The organism is Paenibacillus sp. FSL P4-0127, from assembly GCF_038007325.1.
GTDB classification, from domain to species: domain Bacteria; phylum Bacillota; class Bacilli; order Paenibacillales; family Paenibacillaceae; genus Fontibacillus; species Fontibacillus macerans.
Window position 1 is genome coordinate 3822576 of record NZ_JBBOWY010000001.1, and the last position, 19328, is coordinate 3841903.

The 19328-nt window shown below is 51.8% G+C and carries 24 protein-coding genes; all 24 read left to right on the plus strand.

Going from position 1 to position 19328, the window contains the following annotated elements:
• The first annotated feature begins 242 nt into the window (after positions 1–242).
• Entirely contained in the window at positions 243–785 is a 543-nt protein-coding gene (gene hslV / locus NYE74_RS17225) for an ATP-dependent protease subunit HslV (RefSeq protein WP_036622240.1), read from the plus strand.
• 40 nt (positions 786–825) lie between these two features.
• Positions 826–2229 (plus strand): ATP-dependent protease ATPase subunit HslU, encoded by a 1404-nt coding sequence (gene hslU / locus NYE74_RS17230; RefSeq protein ID WP_213509526.1) that lies wholly within the window; start codon positions 826–828, stop codon positions 2227–2229.
• Positions 2230–2659: 430 nt separating this feature from the next.
• Positions 2660–3067, plus strand: a complete 408-nt coding sequence (gene flgB, locus NYE74_RS17235; RefSeq protein ID WP_124332718.1) for a flagellar basal body rod protein FlgB — start codon at positions 2660–2662, stop codon at positions 3065–3067.
• 5 nt (positions 3068–3072) lie between these two features.
• A complete protein-coding gene (gene flgC, locus NYE74_RS17240) occupies positions 3073–3522 on the plus strand; it encodes a flagellar basal body rod protein FlgC (protein WP_124332719.1) in 450 nt (149 codons plus the stop codon).
• Between the two features lie 43 nt (positions 3523–3565).
• Positions 3566–3874, plus strand: coding sequence for a flagellar hook-basal body complex protein FliE (fliE, locus tag NYE74_RS17245; protein WP_373872231.1), 309 nt, complete (start codon positions 3566–3568; stop codon positions 3872–3874).
• Between the two features lie 31 nt (positions 3875–3905).
• Positions 3906–5495 carry a flagellar basal-body MS-ring/collar protein FliF gene (gene fliF, locus NYE74_RS17250; RefSeq protein ID WP_213509525.1) on the plus strand — a complete coding sequence of 530 codons (1590 nt, stop codon included), beginning with the start codon at positions 3906–3908 and terminating at the stop codon, positions 5493–5495.
• A gap of 11 nt (positions 5496–5506) precedes the next feature.
• Complete coding sequence (fliG, locus tag NYE74_RS17255) at positions 5507–6523, plus strand: flagellar motor switch protein FliG (RefSeq protein ID WP_036622248.1); 1017 nt, start codon at positions 5507–5509, stop codon at positions 6521–6523.
• Complete coding sequence (locus NYE74_RS17260) at positions 6516–7373, plus strand: FliH/SctL family protein (protein ID WP_155621509.1); 858 nt, start codon at positions 6516–6518, stop codon at positions 7371–7373. Before fliG ends, NYE74_RS17260 begins: the two co-directional genes overlap by 8 nt.
• Entirely contained in the window at positions 7357–8673 is a 1317-nt protein-coding gene (gene fliI / locus NYE74_RS17265; protein WP_155621508.1) for a flagellar protein export ATPase FliI, read from the plus strand. The genes NYE74_RS17260 and fliI overlap by 17 nt, the downstream gene beginning before the upstream one ends.
• Before the next feature lie 10 nt (positions 8674–8683).
• The gene (fliJ, locus tag NYE74_RS17270; protein ID WP_155621507.1) at positions 8684–9127 is read left to right on the plus strand and encodes a flagellar export protein FliJ; all 444 of its coding nucleotides are present in this window, start codon (positions 8684–8686) and stop codon (positions 9125–9127) included.
• Positions 9128–9173: 46 nt separating this feature from the next.
• The gene (locus NYE74_RS17275; protein WP_155621506.1) at positions 9174–10109 is read left to right on the plus strand and encodes a MotE family protein; all 936 of its coding nucleotides are present in this window, start codon (positions 9174–9176) and stop codon (positions 10107–10109) included.
• Positions 10110–10153: 44 nt separating this feature from the next.
• On the plus strand, positions 10154–11587 hold the full coding sequence (locus NYE74_RS17280) for a flagellar hook-length control protein FliK (RefSeq protein ID WP_155621505.1): 1434 nt from the start codon (positions 10154–10156) through the stop codon (positions 11585–11587).
• 18 nt (positions 11588–11605) lie between these two features.
• Complete coding sequence (locus NYE74_RS17285) at positions 11606–12118, plus strand: flagellar hook capping FlgD N-terminal domain-containing protein (protein WP_330164944.1); 513 nt, start codon at positions 11606–11608, stop codon at positions 12116–12118.
• Complete coding sequence (locus NYE74_RS17290) at positions 12115–12498, plus strand: TIGR02530 family flagellar biosynthesis protein (protein ID WP_155621504.1); 384 nt, start codon at positions 12115–12117, stop codon at positions 12496–12498. The genes NYE74_RS17285 and NYE74_RS17290 overlap by 4 nt, the downstream gene beginning before the upstream one ends.
• Before the next feature lie 93 nt (positions 12499–12591).
• Entirely contained in the window at positions 12592–13413 is an 822-nt protein-coding gene (gene flgG, locus NYE74_RS17295; protein ID WP_036622260.1) for a flagellar basal body rod protein FlgG, read from the plus strand.
• 78 nt (positions 13414–13491) lie between these two features.
• Positions 13492–13716: a flagellar FlbD family protein gene (locus NYE74_RS17300; RefSeq protein WP_036622262.1), complete on the plus strand. Its 225-nt coding sequence runs from the start codon at positions 13492–13494 to the stop codon at positions 13714–13716.
• A complete protein-coding gene (locus NYE74_RS17305) occupies positions 13713–14186 on the plus strand; it encodes a flagellar basal body-associated FliL family protein (RefSeq protein ID WP_155621503.1) in 474 nt (157 codons plus the stop codon). The genes NYE74_RS17300 and NYE74_RS17305 overlap by 4 nt, the downstream gene beginning before the upstream one ends.
• Positions 14187–14228: 42 nt before the next feature.
• Positions 14229–15227 (plus strand): flagellar motor switch protein FliM, encoded by a 999-nt coding sequence (gene fliM / locus NYE74_RS17310; protein WP_036622267.1) that lies wholly within the window; start codon positions 14229–14231, stop codon positions 15225–15227.
• Positions 15217–16464 (plus strand): flagellar motor switch phosphatase FliY, encoded by a 1248-nt coding sequence (gene fliY / locus NYE74_RS17315; RefSeq protein ID WP_341005018.1) that lies wholly within the window; start codon positions 15217–15219, stop codon positions 16462–16464. Before fliM ends, fliY begins: the two co-directional genes overlap by 11 nt.
• Before the next feature lie 27 nt (positions 16465–16491).
• Positions 16492–16857 (plus strand): response regulator, encoded by a 366-nt coding sequence (locus NYE74_RS17320; protein WP_036622271.1) that lies wholly within the window; start codon positions 16492–16494, stop codon positions 16855–16857.
• A 9-nt stretch (positions 16858–16866) separates the two neighbouring features.
• Positions 16867–17403: a flagellar biosynthetic protein FliO gene (locus NYE74_RS17325; protein WP_036622273.1), complete on the plus strand. Its 537-nt coding sequence runs from the start codon at positions 16867–16869 to the stop codon at positions 17401–17403.
• Positions 17400–18161, plus strand: a complete 762-nt coding sequence (gene fliP / locus NYE74_RS17330) for a flagellar type III secretion system pore protein FliP (protein ID WP_036622276.1) — start codon at positions 17400–17402, stop codon at positions 18159–18161. Before NYE74_RS17325 ends, fliP begins: the two co-directional genes overlap by 4 nt.
• 96 nt (positions 18162–18257) lie before the next feature.
• A complete protein-coding gene (gene fliQ / locus NYE74_RS17335) occupies positions 18258–18527 on the plus strand; it encodes a flagellar biosynthesis protein FliQ (RefSeq protein ID WP_036622278.1) in 270 nt (89 codons plus the stop codon).
• A 12-nt stretch (positions 18528–18539) separates the two neighbouring features.
• Positions 18540–19328: a flagellar biosynthetic protein FliR gene (gene fliR / locus NYE74_RS17340; RefSeq protein WP_036622280.1), complete on the plus strand. Its 789-nt coding sequence runs from the start codon at positions 18540–18542 to the stop codon at positions 19326–19328.

Sequence of the window (19328 nt, forward strand, 5' to 3'; positions counted from 1 at the left end):
ACGTTATTTCAAAAGCAGGTAACCCAGGAACATCAAAAGTAAGACGTACCCCGAAGGGGAGAAAAGCGTTCCAAGTACGAAGTCAAGCGAATCCCGAAGGGAGAGCGCCTAAGGAGCGCCTCACTCCCTCCTACGTTAGTCCCCTTTGCGGGTATCCAAAGGGCAGCAGGCCCTTGGAGCCCTCCCTTACGGTAAGGGAGGGTTTGGGAGGGTTGAGATAAGAAGAAAGGAAGGCGATACACATGATTCCGACTTTTCACGCTACAACGATCTGCGCCGTTCGTCATAACGGCAAGGGGGCGATTGCGGGCGACGGACAGGTTACTTTTGGAGAGAACGTTGTAATGAAGCAGACCGCCAAAAAAGTCCGCCGCTTATACCGCGGGCAAGTGCTCGCCGGGTTTGCGGGCTCGGTTGCTGACGCGATAACGTTGTTTGAGAAATTTGAAGGCAAGCTGGAAGAACACCACGGCAATTTGCAAAGGGCTGCCGTCGAGCTGGCCAAAGATTGGCGTCAGGATCGGGTGCTGCGCAAGCTGGAGGCGCTGATGATCGTGATGGACCATTCGGGAATGCTGCTCATTTCCGGGGGAGGAGAAATCATCGAGCCTGATGACGACGTGTTGGCCATTGGCTCTGGCGGCAACTTTGCGCTTTCGGCGGCCCGGGCGCTCAAACGGCATGCCGGCGCAATGGAGGCCAAAGACATCGTACGGGAGTCCCTGCAGATCGCCTCGGAAATTTGCGTGTATACGAACAGCAACATTATCGTGGAAGAGCTTTAAAGCGGCCTAGGCCACACTATTTTCTCAGGAGGGACGTATCGTGAGCGAGAAAAATTTAACGCCAAGACAAATCGTCGCAGAGCTGGACAAATATATCGTAGGCCAAAAACAAGCGAAAAAATCCGTGGCCGTAGCCTTGCGGAACCGCTACCGGCGAAGCCTGCTCCACGAAGAGGTACAGGATGAAATCGTGCCGAAGAACATTTTGATGATCGGTCCGACAGGGGTTGGTAAAACGGAAATCGCCCGCCGTCTCGCCAAGCTGGTAGGAGCGCCTTTTGTGAAAGTGGAGGCTACCAAATTTACCGAGGTTGGTTATGTCGGCAGGGATGTTGAATCCATGGTCCGGGATCTCGTTGAAACGGCCATCCGCACCGTAAAGCTGGAGCGTACCGAAAAGGTCAAAGACAAGGCGGAAGAGCTTGCCAACGAACGGCTCGTCCATATACTGGTTCCTTCCGAAAACAAGGCCAAGAGCGGGCGAAATCCGTTCGAAATGCTGTTTGGTGGCGGAAACCAGGGCAGCGTTCCGAGCCAGGAGCAGAACGAGGAGGACACCAGCCTGACCGAACGCCGCCGCCAGGTCCGCTTCAAGCTGCTTGCCGGCCAACTGGAAAACGATATTGTCGAAGTCGAGGTGGAGGACAATACGCCTACGATGATGGACATGTTTGCCGGACAAGGCAATGACCAGCTCGGGATCAACATGCAGGAAATGTTCGGAAACCTTTTGCCGAAACGCACAAAAAAAAGAAAATTGACCGTAAAAGAAGCGCGCAAAGTGCTGACGCAGGAAGAAGCCTCCAAGCTGATCGACCATGATGATCTTATTCAAGAGGCGATCACGAGAGCGGAGCAAAGCGGGATCATTTTTATCGATGAAATCGATAAAGTGGCCAGCCGGGGGCAAGGCTCCGGACCGGACGTTTCCCGCGAAGGCGTGCAGCGCGATATTTTGCCGATCGTTGAAGGTTCGACGGTTATGACGAAATACGGCCCAATCAAAACCGACTATATTTTGTTTATCGCTGCGGGGGCTTTCCATATCGCCAAACCGTCGGATTTGATTCCCGAATTGCAGGGCCGGTTTCCGATCCGCGTAGAGCTTAGCAGTTTGTCGCTGGACGATTTTGTTTCGATTTTGACGGAGCCGCAAAACGCACTCACCAAACAGTACATTGAACTGCTGCGCACCGAGAACCTGGAGATCGAGTTTTCCGACGAAGCCATTCGGGAAATTGCCAGAATCGCCGCGTCCGTAAATGCCAACACCGAAAATATCGGGGCAAGAAGACTGCACACTATTCTGGAAAAATTGCTGGAGGACTTATCCTTTGAAGCGCCGGAGCTGACGTTGGAAAAAATGCTGATCACTCCGGAATACGTAAGGGAAAAATTAGGAGAAATTGCCCAGGATCGTGATTTGAGCCAGTTCATTTTGTAAGCATTTCGACGTTTTTTTGTCGAAATCGGCTTTTTTACCCAGGACCTGACACTCTTTTCACAAATTCTTCAAGAAAGGCCGCCTGCCTATGAAAATAGGGGCGGTTTTTTTGTTATTCCGACAAAATTGATAAATTTTGGTTTGATTGAAAATTGTCGAATCTTGGCTGTTTTATAGAAAATGCTTCAAATAATGAAAATGATAACTAATTAGGTCCTAAAGATAGGGCTTTTTTCTTATTGTAATAATGTCGAATCTCCATGAAACTTAGGATATATGACATCATGGAAAATTTTCTGTAACTAGGACATAAGAAAGACAGCGAGAAAGACAATAATTAGCAAAAATTTGTCGAAAAAAAGAGGATTTATTAGTTGTTTGTTGAATTATGAAAATTAAATACTCAATAAGACTTAAGGGGGGAAATAAGGTGCAATTGTTGAATGGGTTGGGATTTAACAGACTGGAGACCGCATTGCAGGCCGCCAATCTTCGGCAGGGGGTTATTGCCAATAATATCGCAAATGAAGACACCCCCTACTATAAGCGTTCAAGCGTCTCTTTTGAAAGTATGCTGCAGGCCGAAATGAACGGCGACATGCCTGCCTTGCAGGGCAAAAGGACCGATTCCAGGCATTTCGTTATAGGTCCGTCGACGGGCACTCCGGAGCCGAAAGTCCTAACGGATGAGAGTACGATCATGAACAACAACCAGAACAACGTGGACATCGACAGCGAGATGGCCCAACTCGCGGAAAATCAGCTTCGGTACAATTCTTACATCGAACAGCTGAGTTACATGATCAAAATGAAACGCACGGCTATAGAAGGGAGATAAGCCAAATGACGATCAGCAATAGTTTCAGTATTAGTTCTTCCGCACTAACTGCGCAGCGTCTGCGGATGGACGTCATTTCCTCAAACATCGCCAACGCCGAGACGACAAGAGCCAGAATCGAGAACGGCCAAGCGGTTCCTTACCGCAGAAAAACCGTCGTCATGGCTCCCAAGGAAGCGGACTTTGGCAGCGCGTTGAGTTCCGCTCTGGAGGGCGGCTTCAACGGCCAAGGGGTTAAAATTACGAAGATTCAGGAAGACCCCGCTCCTTTTAAACCGGTGTACAATCCGACGCATCCCGATGCGGACAGCGAAGGGTACGTGTACATGCCGAACGTGGACATTTTGAAAGAAATGGTGGACATGATTTCGGCAACCCGGTCCTATGAGGCCAACGTAACGGTGCTGAACGCCAGTAAGGCAATGATCACCAAAGCGCTGCAAATCGGCAAATAAACATAAGGCAAGCTAGAAATCAAGCAGTTAGGAGTGTTGACCTTTGATTGAAAGAATGAGCTTTGACGCCGTCAAATCGCTAGTGGGGCCGCAGCTGCCAAGCAAGCCGCAGGTGCCGACTCCCGCCGAATCCATTAAAAGTTTCAGTTCTTATTTGAGCGACGCGTTGGACGGAGTGGCTGCGCAAGAAGCGAACGCGCAGACAGTCAACGATCAATTTATGCTAGGAAATGCAAGCGCCGACCAGATGATGATCGCCTCAGAGCAAGCTTTGTTAAGTTTGCAATTGACGACACAAGTACGCAACAAAGTGATAGAAGCTTATCAAGAAATTATGCGTACGCAAATTTAACGATTTTAGATGCTTCGGATGAGGTGACATTGTGAATGAGAGAATCGCTCAGTACCGGGACCGATTAACCGGGTACTGGAACCAATTCAGCAAAAAACAGAAGACATTATTGATAGCTACCATCGCATTCGTACTGCTCGCCGTGATCCTGATGACGATCCAATTCTCCAAAACGGAGTATGAAGTAGCTTTTACGGACCTGGATTCGACCGATGCTGCCGGAATTATCAAATATTTGGAATCCGGGGGCATCCCTTACAAGTTGAATCCGGACGGAACGGCGATTTCGGTTCCGAGCAAAAACGCGTCCCGCGTCAAGGTGGACGTTGGGTCGCAAGGAATCGTTAAAAGCGGCTCTATCGGGCTGGAAGCTTTTAACGAGAGCACTTCACTGATCGGCATGACGGATAATGAATTCAACGTTAAGTACAAAAACGCTTTGAACGGCGAAGTTGAACAACTGCTGAAACAGATGCAGGGTGTCAAGGACGCCAAGGTATTGATCAATCTTCCCGCGGAAAACGTGTTTGCCAGTCCGGACGAACAGCAAAAAGCGACGGCTTCCGTCGTCCTTACCTTCAATCCCGGATATCGCGCAAACCAGGAAGCTATCGACGGATACTTCAATCTGGTGAAGACGTCGGTGCCGAATTTGCCGGTTGAAAACATCTCCATGTCATCCAGCGACGATACCGTACTATTGCCCAGCGGCCAAGGCGGGACCAGCGGTACTCTATCGGCGGCGGTTCAGGAAAACATGGCCTTGCAGAAAAAATTCGAAAGCGATGTTCGCCAGAGTGTGAAACAGTTCCTTTCCAGATTGACGGGGCCGGACAAAATTGAGGTGTTGGTCGCATCCAAACTCAATTTTGACCAAGTGACGCAAAAAGACAATCTGGTGACGCCGGTCGATACCGACAACATGAAAGGGATCGAAATCAGCGCGCAAAAGGTGCAAAAGAGCTACACGGGCAATGCAAGTCCGGACAGCGGAGTCCCGGGAACCGGCCAGCAGGATGTCGTCAACTATCCTTCGGCTCAGGCTAACGGCGGCTCATCTTCGGAGGAATCGTCCTCGACGATCAATTACGAAGTGAACCGGATTACGAAGGATATCGTAGCCAGCCCTTATGTCATTAAAGATTTAACCATCAACGTTGCCGTTGAACCACCGGATGGACAGCAAACCTTGGACGATACGACCCGTTTGGCCATCGAAAATATTTTGACTAACATCGTCGGTTCCTATCTTGCCGATTCCGGTACTACATATACAGACGCAGAACTGCAGCGAAAAGTTTCAGTCGTCTCGCAACCATTTCATAATGAAGCGCAGCAAAATACAGGTCTGAGCCTCTCAAACCCGGTAGTATGGGGCGTAGGCGCGGCTGCACTGCTGGCACTGGCAGGCATAGGATTCGTCTTGTTCCGCCGCCGCCGCAACCAACAACTGGCAGAAGAGGAAGAAGATATTTCGATGCCTCTTACTCCGGAATTTCCGTCCATTAATTTGGATTCGGTCACGAATGAGAACCAAGTGCGCAAACAACTGGAGACGCTGGCCAAGAAGAAGCCGGAGGAATTCGTTAACTTGCTTCGCACATGGCTAGCTGACGATTAGAGGTGAACGCATTGTCAAAAACAACGAGCACAGTGTTAACCGGGAGACAGAAAGCGGCTATATTGTTGATCACGCTCGGGCCTGAGGTATCGGCGGAAATTTTCAAGCATTTGCGCGATGATGAAATCGAGCAATTGACGCTGGAAATCGCCAATGTCCGCAAAGTGGACAGCGCGGAAAAAGAGATGATCATGGCCGAGTTTCACCAGATTTGTCTGGCCCAAGAGTATATTACGCAGGGCGGGATCACTTACGCCAAAGAGATTTTGGAGAAGGCGCTTGGACAGTCCAAGGCGCTGGATATCATTAACCGGCTGACGGCGACCTTGCAGGTGAGACCTTTTGATTTTGCTCGCAAGGCCGATCCGAACCAAATTTTGAACTTTATTCAGAACGAGAATGCCCAGACGATTGCCCTTGTTTTGTCTTATCTGCAATTTGAACAGGCGGCGGCGATCCTCTCCTCTTTGCCGCAGGAGAAGCAGGCGGAGGTTGCCAGAAGAATCGCCGTGATGGACAGCACGTCTCCGGAAGTGATTTCTCAAGTGGAACGGGTGTTGGAACAAAAGCTTTCCGCTACCGTAACCCAGGACTACACCAGCGCGGGCGGCATCGAGTCGATCGTGCAGATTTTGAACGGGGTCGACCGGGGGACGGAAAGGACGATTCTCGATTCGCTGGAAATTCAAGATCCGGAGCTGGCCGAGGAAATCAAAAAGCGGATGTTTGTTTTCGAAGATATCGTCAACATCGACAACCGCTCGATCCAACGGATTATTCGCGATATCGAAAACGCCGATCTGCAGCTTGCCCTCAAAGTGGCCAGCGAAGAAGTCCGGGAAGCCGTTTTCCGCAACATGTCGAAACGGATGTCCGAGACGTTCAAGGAAGAAATGGAATACATGGGACCTGTGCGGCTGCGTGATGTCGAAGAAGCGCAGACCCGCATCGTAGCTACGATCCGCAGATTGGAAGAAGCTGGTGAGATCATCATCGCCCGCGGCGGAGGAGATGACATCATTGTCTAATGTGATTAAGGTGTCGCAGTACGTTCCGGTGGATGTGTTGAAACAGCTCAATTTGGCGAAGCCGCTTGGGGCTCCGGAGGAGCACCATGATATAGCGGCGTCCCCTGTGGTTGAAGAAGACGTTCCGTCGCCGGAGGATATCGCCGCGGAACAGACACGCAAGCAAATGCTTGAAGATGCCAAGGAGTTTGCCGAACGCCAGGTAAGGGAAGCGTCGGAACAAGCCGAGCAGCTGCTTGCCGAAGCCCGCAAGCAGATTGAAGCTTGGTGGCAAGAGCGCCGGGAGCAGGATGAGCATTTGATTGAGGCGGTTAAATCGGAAGGCTTCAGCCAAGGGTTTGAGGAAGGGAAAATTCAGGCGGAGTTGGCGACGAAGGCCAAGGTCGACGAAATGATGCGGGAAGCGGGAGCCGTGCTGCAGCAGGCTTACGTTGAGAAAGAACGGATTATTCAGGAGGCTGAACCGTTTCTCGTGGAGCTTAGCTGTGCGATTGCCGAAAAAGTTATCGATAAGCAGCTGAACGTCGATCCGGATTATACGCTGGAGCTGATCAAGAAGAGCCTGGCGCGCAAACGGGAGCAAGGCGTTATTACATTGTGCGTTTCGCCCGCTCACTTTGCTTTCGTGCAGGCGGCAAGGGAGGAGCTTGGCCTGGCGATCGATTCGCAAGCGGAGCTGCAAATTTTGCCGGACCCTACCGTAAAAGACCGGGGCTGCGTGATTCGTTCCGCTTTCGGCAGCGTGGATGCCCGTATCGATACGCAGCTGGCCGAAATCAAAAAAGAGCTGGTGCGCATCGCGATGCAGGCGGAAGAGCGGGGGCAGACGAACGATGAGCATGAACGCTGAGCGTTATATCGATCATCTTAGGCAGCTTGATCCGGTCCGGATTAACGGAAAGGTGACTCAGGTCATAGGTCTTATGGTGGAATCCGAAGGTCCCGATGCCAGCATCGGCGACGTGTGCTACATCTATCCGACGAAAGCGTCGCAGCCGCTGCAGGCCGAAGTCGTCGGCTTTCGGGACAACAAAGTGCTGCTGATGCCGCTGGGAGAACTCCAGTCCATCGGTCCCGGATGCGATGTGGTCGGAACCGGAAAACCGCTCACCGTGCAAGTGGGGTCCGAGCTTTTGGGCAAAGTGCTGGATGGTTTGGGCCAGCCGCTCGACGGTTCGCTTCTGCCTTCGCGGATGGGCCACTACTCGACCTTCAACAAGCCGATGAACCCGCTGAATCGTCCGCGTGTAGCCGAACCGATCAGCATCGGGGTCCGAGCGATCGACGGATTGCTGACGATTGGCAAAGGGCAGCGGGTAGGTATTTTCGCCGGCTCCGGGGTAGGTAAGAGCACCTTGATGGGAATGATTGCCCGCAATACGGCGGCCGATGTCAACGTTATCGCTTTGGTCGGGGAACGCGGCCGGGAGGTGCTGGATTTCATTGAACGGGATCTTGGCCCTGAAGGCCTGGAACGATCCGTCGTTATTGTGGCCACCTCGGACCAGCCCGCTTTGATTCGGATGAAAGGCGCGCTCATCGCTACGACGATTGCCGAATATTTTCGCGATCGCGGTTTGAACGTCATGCTGATGATGGATTCGGTGACGCGCTACGCGATGGCGCTCCGCGAAGTGGGGCTTGCCGTCGGAGAGCCGCCGGCGATGAGAGGGTACACGCCTTCGGTATTCGCCGCGCTGCCCAAGCTGATGGAAAGGGCGGGTACCGGGCCGGCCGGATCGATAACCGCTTTCTATACCGTGCTGGTTGACGGTGACGACATGAATGAGCCGATCGCCGACGCGGTGAGGGGGATTTTGGACGGACATATTGTGCTGAACCGGGGCATAGCGAACAAGGGACATTTCCCGGCCATCGACATTTTGGCGAGCATAAGCCGGGTTATGAAAGATATTGTGCCCGAGGAGCAAAACGAGGCGGCCGAAAATTACAAAAGGCTGCTGGCGGTATACAAAGATTCCGAGGATCTGATCAACATCGGCGCTTACCAGCGGGGGTCCAATGCCGATATCGACGAAGCGATCGAATACATACAGGGCATTTGGGCTTTCTCGAAACAGAAAGTAAGCGAAAAGGTAACGCTCGCCGAAGCGCAAGAACGCTTAATTTCCGAATTTGCAAGGAGATGACCCTTAAAGGATGAAATTCCGTTACGTCTATCAGAAAGTTTTGGATTTGAAATCAAACGAGAAGACGCAAGCTGAATGGATGTTGTCCGCCGCCGTCGGGGAACTGCAGTCGGAACAGCGTTCCTTGGAGCAATTGTTCGAGGAACAGGCCAGAACCGCTTCGGCCATTCAAGACGAGATGGAAAACAGCGCTTCAATGCTGAAGCTCCAGGAACTTCAACGGTACATGGAATATATCGAGCAATCCATCGCCCGGAAGCTGGGGGATGTCAAACGCGCCGAATTGAACGTGGAGCAAAAGAAGTCGATTTTAAACGGAAAGATGCTCGACGAAAAAGTTTGGTTGAAAGCGAAAGAAAAAGCGAAAGAAAAATTTCAGCACGAAATGCTTCTTCGGGAACAAAACGAGCTGGATGAGATGGCCACCGTCCGGTTTGCCATGAGGGCCCGTTAAATTTTGTGCGGGCGAAAATTATGGGTTTTTCGAAGGAGGAAAGAAAATGGCTAAGACGGAGCTGAAGCTGGAGGAAGAACTGGAGGAATCGGGCGGCGGGTTCTCGCGTTTTCTGTTTTTCATGACGCCGATCTTGTTTACGGTCGTTCTTTTTGCGGTGCTATTGTATCTGTTTAACACGAACTTTCGGAATACGCTGCTGGATATCGGGAACAAAGTGCCGTTTATTAACAACTTCGTGCCCGATCCCGAGCTGACCGATGAAGAGAAGGCCGCTGTGCCGGCGGATGAGAAGAAGCAGCAAGAAAGCACGGACGCTACGGTTAAGGAATTGAAGGAACAGGTCGCCCGTCAACAGGCACAGTTGCAGGCGGCGAACCAGCAAGCTGCGGAGCAGCAGGACAAGGTGAAGCAGCTTGAGCAAGAGCTGGCCGCGGCAGAGCAGAAATCCGCCGAGGAACAGCAGGCCGCCGAAACCGAGGCTTATCAAAAGGAAGTAAAAAAGCTGGCTCAGTTGTATGCGGAAATGAGCCCCAGTAAAGCGGCGGCCATTTTCGGCAATTTAACGACGGATGAAACGCTGCAGATGCTTAACGCGATGAGCAATGAGAGCAAAGTGGCGATTCTCGAAAAAATGGATCCGCAAAAAGCGGCGGCCATTTCGATCAAGCTCAAGGACGTAAAGACCTCGGATGATTTGGCGATCGCCGCGCTGCAGTCGCGGCTGAAGAAGGACGCGGCTACGGGAGCCACGGGTTCGGCCAAAGGACTGGACGATGCCCAGCTTAGCCAGACGTTCGCTTCCATGTCGGCCGACGCCGCTTCCCAGTTGATTTTGCAAACTTACAAAGTCAGCCCGGACAAAGGCTTGAAAATTTTAAAGGCCGTCGATGACAACACCCGGTCAAAAATTTTGGAAATCATGACGAAAACCGACGAAAAAACTTCGGTGAAAATTTTGAATCAGCTTTTAGCCAAATGATGTCAAAACAACGGGCAACCGCCCATGAAAGGAGGTGAATATAAATGGGTCAATCGGTATCGATAAATTCGGGAACGGCGGCCGGCGCGCTGGTTTACACCGTCGGCGGAAATGGCGTCAGTGCGGTGGCTGGCCAAGGAAACGGGCAGTCTTTTGATCAAAAGCTGGTTTCAATGCTGCTTGGAAATGCGGGGCTGGGAACAGGACAAGCCAATGCCCAACTGCTCAATTTGGCAGGTCTGCAAAGCGGCGGCAGCACGCAAGAAGAAAATGCGAACGACAGCCTTCTGTCGATGATCGAAGGGTTGCTGCAGCAGCTTCCGAAGCTGGACGATGCGCTTGAGGACAACCCGTCGCTGCTTGAGGCGCTCCAGGGTTGGCTGCAAAGCTTTCAGAGCTTGATCATGCCTCAGGCGGAGAAATCCGGGGGGGATGGCAACGCGGAAATCCTGGTCTTGGCGCAGCAACCGGAAACGGTGCGCTTTGCCGTGCAGGATGCGCTGGTTCAACTGCTGACCGCCCAAGCTGATGCGCAGCAAGTTGCAGGCGCGTCGAACGTGACGGCACCTCCCCAAATCCAAGCATTGCTGGATTCGCTGCAAAACGTGCTGGACAGTGTTCCGGATTCCTCCGAACCGGCGCAAACCAGTGGCAAAACCGCCGAGCTTCCAAGTGTACATAACTTGGTTTCGGGGAACAAACCTGCGGAAACAAACAGCCAAGGGAATATGGGTCAACATGGAAATGACGGCTCCCTGAAGGGCGAAAACCCGCAGGCCGCTGCGGTAAGCCAGCCTAAAGCGGAGTCGGGGAAATCCCAATTTTCCGTTGCCGCCGGAGTCGCTGAAGCTGCCGGAGAGATCAGCGTGGTTGAGACTGAACCAACGGACAATGCGGATGCGGATAGTCCGCTGCAACCGGGCAGTGTCGTTACGGCCGGACAGCTTGCGCTGCGGGATGCCGGTGTTGCTGCCGTTAAGCATACGCCGCGCCCGGTGCCTGTGGAGAATTTCGCTAAGGAAATGAGCGGCTTTCTCGTAAACAAACTGGAGATCGTTAAGCTGCAAGGCGTGTCCGAAGCTAAAATTTCGCTTTACCCTGAACATTTAGGCCAGGTTGATGTGAGGATTACGATGCAGGGCGGCCAATTAACGGCGCATTTTATGACCGAGCACGCATTTGCCAAGGAATCGTTGGAACAGCAGATGTCGCAGCTTCGTTCGGCGCTGCAATCCCAGGGCCTGCAGGTGAACAAGCTGGAAGTGACGCAAAATACGGCGTTGTCTTCGCATATGTACCATGACGGACAACAATCCGGCAGCGGGGCGGGACAGCAGCAGCAAAGCGAAAGACGCCGTACGCAAGTCGAGGAAGATGCTTTGGCAACCCGTGATTTGAGTGAAGAGTGGAACGCGTGGATTGCCGAGGTAAGGGAGAAAGAGCAAGGTTTTGGAAGCTCCTTTAGTGCCAGAGCATAGAAGAAAGGAGGCGGCTTTGTGGCTGATGCATATACGGGCAATATTTCGTGGCCGGGATACTCGCAAACCAATACGAAAAAGTCCAGTACGAAGACTAGCGAGCTAGGCAAGGACGATTTTCTGAAATTGATGATCACTCAGCTGCAATATCAGGATCCTTTATCTCCAATGGACAACGCCCAATTTGTCGCACAAACGGCGCAGTTCACTTCGTTGGAGCAGCTTGTGAACATATCGGACCAACTCGCCGCCATGAAAGAATCTTTGGGAAATGAATCCGGCTTGATCGGCAAGAAAGTCACCTGGGTCGTAGAGACGAAAACCGGTAATTATGATGTGAAAACGGGAAAAGGCGAAGTTATCGTCGAGAACGAAAGCGGGGTCGTCGACTCCATTATCGTCCGGGATGGAGTGCATTATGTGAAAGTCGGGGACAAGGAAATCAAAATCTCCGATGTACAACAGGTCGGGAATCCTGCTACAGAGCCGGATGAAACAAATGAGCCTGAGCAAGGAACTGATGGATCATGAGTGATCCGGTAAAAATCGGGCATCTTTATCCGGCAAGAATCCCGCCAAGCTCATTAGCACCAGGGAAAGGCGCACAAACGGGCGCTCCGGGAGAGACGTCCTTCAAGGACATGCTCGCGGACCAGCTGATTCATTTCAGCAATCACGCCGTAAAACGTTTGGAGCAGCGGGGAATCGAGATCAAGCCGGAGCAGCTTCATCAGATTAAATCGGCGATCGACAGCGCGGCCGCAAAAGGCGCCAAGGATTCGCTGATCTTAATGAAGGATATGGCGCTGATCGTAAACATCAGCAATCGTACGGTTGTGACGGCCATGGACGGCAGCAGCATGAAGGACAACGTTTTTACGCAGATCGACAGCGCCGTCATTATTTCTTGATTGGCTGGACCGGATACGGAAAGCCAAATAGCCGCGGATCGACTGATGCGGCTGCCAAGCGAACGATTTTATGACTGGGAGGAATGGGAACAGATGTTAAGATCAATGTATTCGGGCGTATCGGGGATGCGCGGATTTCAAACTAAGCTTGACGTTATCGGCAACAATATCGCGAATGTCAACACCGTAGGGTTTAAGTCCGGCCGCGTGATGTTCAAAGACATCATGAGCCAGACGGTATCCGGAGTTACCGCACCGGTTGAAGATGCAAACGGCGGTATCAATGCCAAGCAAATCGGCCTTGGCTCGCAGATCGGCTCTATCGATACGATGCATACCAGCGGCAGTGCGATGACGACCAACTATCCGCTTGATGTGCGTATAAACGGAGATGGTTTTTTCATGGTCACAATGGGCGACGATGGCCCCGTTTTTCTAACAAGGGCTGGGGATTTCCATGTTGACGCACTGGGCCAGTTGGTTACTTCCGATGGTTTTCTGGTTTGCGGTACTGGCGGAGAAGCGCTCGGTGCTGTTGCTGGGGAAGGTGTGGTGTCCATTTCCATTTCTGCGGATGGTACGATCTTACAGAAAAATGCTGACGGATCGACCGGTACTGCCGGCCCAATTGGCCTCGCAATGATATCGAATCCCGAAGGGCTGGAAAAAGTCGGCGGCAATCTTTACCGTGTGACAGGAAATGCGATTGAAGACGGAGATCTTGAAGAGGCCTATGCGACCCCGAACAATAACGGCGCTGGAGCTCTAGTCCCGGGCCAACTCGAAATGTCCAACGTAGATCTAACCGGTGAATTTACCGAAATGATCGTCGCACAGCGCGGTTTCCAAGCGAACTCGCGCATCATCACGACTTCCGACGAAGTGCTGCAGGAAGTCGTTAACCTGAAACGTTAGTAAACGTCAGCGGGGGAGCGTAAGCTATGTGCCTCCCCCGCATCCCTAACTTTCCCGTTACCGCGTAGGAGGGGTACCATGATTTCAGTAACACGCCTAAACGGTTCGCAGATGTGGCTTAACGCCATCATGATCGAAACCGTCGAAGAAACGCCGGATACATATGTCACTCTCGTAACGGGCAAGCGGATTATCGTGCTGGAGAAGGCGGCCGATGTGATCGCAAAGATCGAGGAGTATTACCGGGATATCGGCATCCACGCAGCGACTATTAAAGTGCAACAAACGGAGGAATGGTCATGAAAAAAATGTTGCCCTGGCTAATTACGATTTTGCTTGCGATTACGTTGATTGTGATTGCCGCCGGCTTTTTGATGAACTTAATGAACAAACCGGATTCAGGCAACGCAGCGAAGGCAAATGTCGAAACAGTGGCAGAGCCCCAAATGATGTCGGCCGACGAAATCGTAAAAGTGACTTCGACGATCGATGACGTCAAGACGAATTTATCCGACCCGAACTACGTCGTCGTCATGAATTTTGCCTTCCAGTTGGATAAGGAAACGTCCAAGGCGGCGTTCGACAAGATCAAGGATTACAAAATCAAGCCGATTATCATCAAAACGCTTGCGGATACGAAGCCGGAGGATCTGACAGGGGCGCAGGGCAAGGACAATTTGAGCTCCAAGCTGCTGAACCTGATCAATAAATCGCTGCCGGAAGGGAAATTGATTCAAATCGATATTACCAATTTCATTATGCAGGCGATCTAGGCATACCCGAGCGAAACTGATTTTTCTAAGGGGGTGAGATGTTTGGTAGATGTATTGTCGCAGAACGAGATCGATGCGCTGCTCGCTGCATTGTCATCCGGTGAAATGGATGCCGAAGAACTGAAAAAGGAAGAAACGCAGAAGAAAATCCGCTCTTACGACTTTAAAAGAGCAGTGAGATTTTCCAAAGACCATATTCGCAGCTTAACCCGGATTCATGAAAATTTTGCCCGTTATCTCACCACCTACTTTTCGGCGCAGCTGCGCACCTTCGTGCAGATCAACGTGGTTCAGGTAGAACAGCTTCCTTACGACGAGTTCATTCGCTCCATTCCGAAAATGACGATTCTGAACATTTTCGAAGCGGAGCCGCTGGAAGGAAGAATGGTGCTTGAGGTCCACCCCAACGTTGCTTTTGCCATGCTGGACAGACTCCTTGGGGGGATCGGGACGGCGCCTTCGAAAATCAGCTCCTTGACCGAAATCGAAACGATCATCATGGAGCGGATTTTCAGCCGGGCCTTCGAAAGCTTGCAGGAAGCCTGGAAAACCGTCGTGGATATCAATCCGCGGATGGAGGGGCTGGAAACGAACCCGCAGTTCATGCAAATCGTTTCGCCTAACGAAACGATCGCGCTCATTTCGCTGAGTACCAAAATCGGAGACACCTCCGGGATGATCAACCTTTGTATCCCGCATGTGGTCATTGAACCGATCATGCCGAAGCTTTCGGTTCACCACTGGTTCGTCTCCCAGAAAAAGTCGCGTGTCCCCGAAGAGGTCGATGCGCTCCGCCACCGGGTCAATAAGGCGATGCTGCCGATTGTAGCGGAATTGGGGGAATCGCAAATCACCGTTCGCGAATTTTTGGGCTTATCGGTCGGCGATGTGATTTCCTTGAACAAACCGGTCCAGGAAGGATTGCAGATCCGGATCGGAGACAGATTGAAGTATATCGGCAGCCCGGGAACCATCAAGGACCGAGTTGCGGTGCAAATTAACGATATTGTCAGCGAAGGAGTTGAGGAACTTGACGAGTAAAGATTATTTGTCCCAAGAGGAGATCGACGCCCTGCTCAAACAGGCCAACCAGGAAACGGCGTCCGAGCCTACGGTGGACGACGTATTGACCCCGCTTGAGCAGGACGCGCTTGGCGAAATCGGCAACATTACGTTCGGCAGTGCGGCTACCGCGCTCTCGACGCTACTCAATAAAAAGGTGGACATTACGACGCCGAAAGTTTCCGTCATTACACGGGCTCAATTCGAAGCCGAGTTTCCTAAGCCGCATGTTGCCGTTCACGTTGAATACGTTGACGGGTTTGAAGGGATGAACTCCCTGGTGATCAAGACGAGAGACGCTCAGGTTATCGCCGATCTGATGCTCGGGGGGGAAGGAAATCCGGCCGAAGAGGAATTGAATGAAATTCATATCAGCGCCGTACAGGAAGCGATGAACCAGATGATGGGTTCCTCCGCGACGTCGATGTCGACCATATTCAACCGGTTTGTCAACATCTCGCCGCCTGGGATCGATATTTTGAACATGACCGACGGGCATGGGGTGGGAAGCCTGCCGCCTGCGGATCCGCTGATTAAAATATCGTTCCGGCTGACGATCGGCGATTTGATCGATTCCACGATCATGCAGCTTTTGACCGTAAAATTCGCCAAGGAGATGGTAAACAGCCTGATCAGCGGTTCGGCAACCGACTCGGGGTCCAAGGAGAGCGCCGCGGCGGCAGCCCCGACACCGGCAGCAGCTCCGCAGCCTTCGGCACCGGCTTATCACGAATCACCGGCAGCGCCTCAGCAATCGTATCAAGCGCCGCCGATGCATCAGCCGGATCCATATCAGCAGCCCTTCGCGTACGGACAGCCAGGTGCGCATCCTTATCCGCCGCAAGGCCAGCCTTACGGGGAACCGCATCATTACGGCGGCGTTCCGGGCCGGAATGTGAATGTGCAGCCCGTGCAGTTTGCGAACCTGGGAAGTCCGTCCTTCGGGCAAGTTGATGAAAATAATTTAAACTTACTGATGGACATTCCCCTTAAAGTGACCGTAGAATTAGGAAGGACCCAAAAGCAGATCAGGGATATCCTGGAATTATCGCAAGGCTCCATCATCGAGTTGGACAAGCTTGCCGGCGAGCCCGTCGATATTCTGGTGAACAACAAATTGATCGCCAAAGGCGAAGTTGTCGTCATCGATGAGAATTTTGGCGTTCGCGTAACGGATATCGTCAGCCAGTGGGACCGCATCCAAAAATTACAATAGTAGAAGTTTAGGGAGGATTTTAAATCAATGGCAAACCGAATTCTAATCGTAGACGATGCAGCATTTATGAGAATGATGATCCGCGACATTTTGACCAAAAACGGCTTTGAAGTGGTAGGGGAAGCACAAGACGGCGCGCAAGCGATCGAAAAGTACAAGGAACTGCATCCCGATCTGATCACGATGGATATTACGATGCCGGAAATGGACGGTATCGCCGCGCTCAAAGAAATTAAAAAGCTGGATCCCAACGCCAAAGTGATCATGTGCTCCGCCATGGGGCAACAAGCGATGGTTATCGATGCGATTCAGGCCGGAGCCAAGGACTTCATTGTGAAGCCATTCCAATCCGACCGGGTTATCGAAGCGATCAACAAAACGCTGGGACTGTAGGCCTATACGATGAATCCGAATCAGCCGGCTCCCCAGTTCGGTTCTGGGGATGCGAGTCTATGGGGGAACCTGATAACGGTCATCGTTGTCCTTGGCCTCATCCTGGTTTTAATCGTTGTATTGCTCCGTTTTATCGGCAAAAGAAATCGCATCATGTCCCAGAGCCGGTCGGTCCGCACTTTGGGAGCCGTGGGTCTGGGACCGAACAAATCGCTGCAGGTGATTGAAATCGGGGGCTCCATTTACGTCGTCGGAGTAGGAGAGGACATATCCCTGGTCGATAAAATCTCCGGCCCGGCTGAAGTCGAGGCGCTGCGGCAGGCCTTGGCGGAGGAAGAGACGGAGTTTGCCGGACTTTCTTCCATTCTGTCCGGCGTAATCTCCCGCTTCAAAAAGGAACCCCCTCAGGAAGAGGAGCTGGAAGGTACGGCTTTTCATGAGGTGTTCCAATCTCAGCTGCGGAAAATGCCAAACCGGAAACGGCAAATGGAGGAATTGTTGCAGGATCCGGAAGAACAATCTACAGATCGGTCGAGGGATTCATGAAGAAAAAAGTCATACTCGTCAGCTTGCTGTTGGCTTTATGTAGCGTGCTTGCCGTCTCCGTAGCTTCCGCAGCACCGGCGGATCCGATTCCGAACATCGGCATTCAGATCGGTGGCACGGGAGGGGAATCGGGCACCAGTTCGTTGTCCATTATTCTGCTCATCACCGTGCTCAGCCTTGCGCCGGCCATCCTGGTGCTGATGACGAGTTTTACGCGGATCGTCGTTGTGTTGGGTTTTGTCCGCAGTTCCCTGGGGACGCAGACGATGCCTCCCAACCAGGTGCTGATCGGGCTTGCGCTGTTCCTGACGCTGTTTGTCATGAGCCCGACGCTCTCCACGGTGAATGAGGTAGCGCTTCAGCCCTATATCAAAGGCGAGATTACCCAATCGGAGGCGCTGGAAAAAGCGGCGGTGCCGATGAAGAAGTTCATGTATACCCATACTCGAACCAAAGACCTTCAGTTGTTTATGGGTTACACGAAAATGGAAAAACCGAAAAGCTATCAGGATATCCCGCTTTCGGTCATGGTTCCGGCGTTTGCCATCAGCGAACTCAAAACGGCTTTCCAAATGGGATTTATGATTTTTATCCCATTTCTTATTATCGATATCGTCGTTTCCAGCGTGTTGATGGCGATGGGGATGATGATGCTGCCGCCTTCCATGATTTCGCTGCCGTTTAAAATACTGTTGTTTGTACTTGTAGACGGTTGGTATTTGGTCGTCAAGTCGCTGCTGGCAAGTTTCAATCCTTAGAGGCAGTTCAAAAAGTCATCTTTTGACCCTTCTCGGTGCTGAAAACCTGACTTTTTGAACTCGATTCGACTTATTTATAGGAGAGGAAGACGGTTTATGAGTTCGGAATTTATCATCGGTTTGGCCGGACAAGCCGTTTATACCGTTTTGAAAGTCAGCGCGCCGATGCTGATATTAGGGCTGGCCGTAGGTCTTTTGGTCAGTATCTTTCAGGCTACGACGCAAATTCAGGAGCAGACGCTGGCCTTTGTTCCGAAAATCGTCGCCGTTTTGGTCGCGCTATTGTTGTTTGGCCCCTGGATATTAACGACTCTGGTCGATTTTACTTACGGGATCTTAAACAACCTATCTAGTTTTATCGGTTAGGCCGTATAGATTATGGATACTTTATTGCACGGATTTTCTGTCTTTTTGCTTATTTTTTGTCGAATGACAGCTTTTTTTGTAGTTTCACCGGTGTTTTCATCGCGAGCGGTGCCGACAACGTTCAAAGTCGGTTTAGCGGGCATTCTCGCTTTTATGGTTTTATTTATCATCGGTCCGGGTCAACCCGTTCCCGGCGATCTGGGATACATATTGTACATCCTCCGCGAGGTGCTGGTAGGACTTTTGATGGGGTATGTCGCGTTCCTTATTTTTTCCGTCATTCAAATGGCCGGGTCCTTTATCGATCTGCAAGTCGGCTTCGGGATTGCGAACGTGCTTGATCCGATGACGGGGGCGACGGCACCGGTATTGGGGAACCTCAAGTACGTTGTGGCGATGCTGGTGTTCCTCAGCATGAACGGGCATCACTACTTGCTGGATGCGATCATTCGCAGCTATGACTGGGTTCCGTTGTCCAACGATGTGTTTCAGCGGATCTACAACGGAAATTTGGCGGATTTTTTGGCTCAAACGTTCGGACAAGCGCTGCTGCTGGCGTTCCAGATGTCGGCCCCGTTAGTCGTCGCCATATTTATCACCGACGTAGCCCTCGGCTTATTGGCTCGTACGGCTCCGCAATTCAACATTTTTGCCGTCGGGATTCCGGTGAAGATTATCGTCGGGCTGCTTGTGATGCTGTTGCTTGTGCCTAGTTTCATTTATGCTTTTCAAGCTTTGTTCGAGGTGCTGTTTGACGCGCTGCACGACCTGCTCAGCACGATCGGGCAAAGACCGACGTAG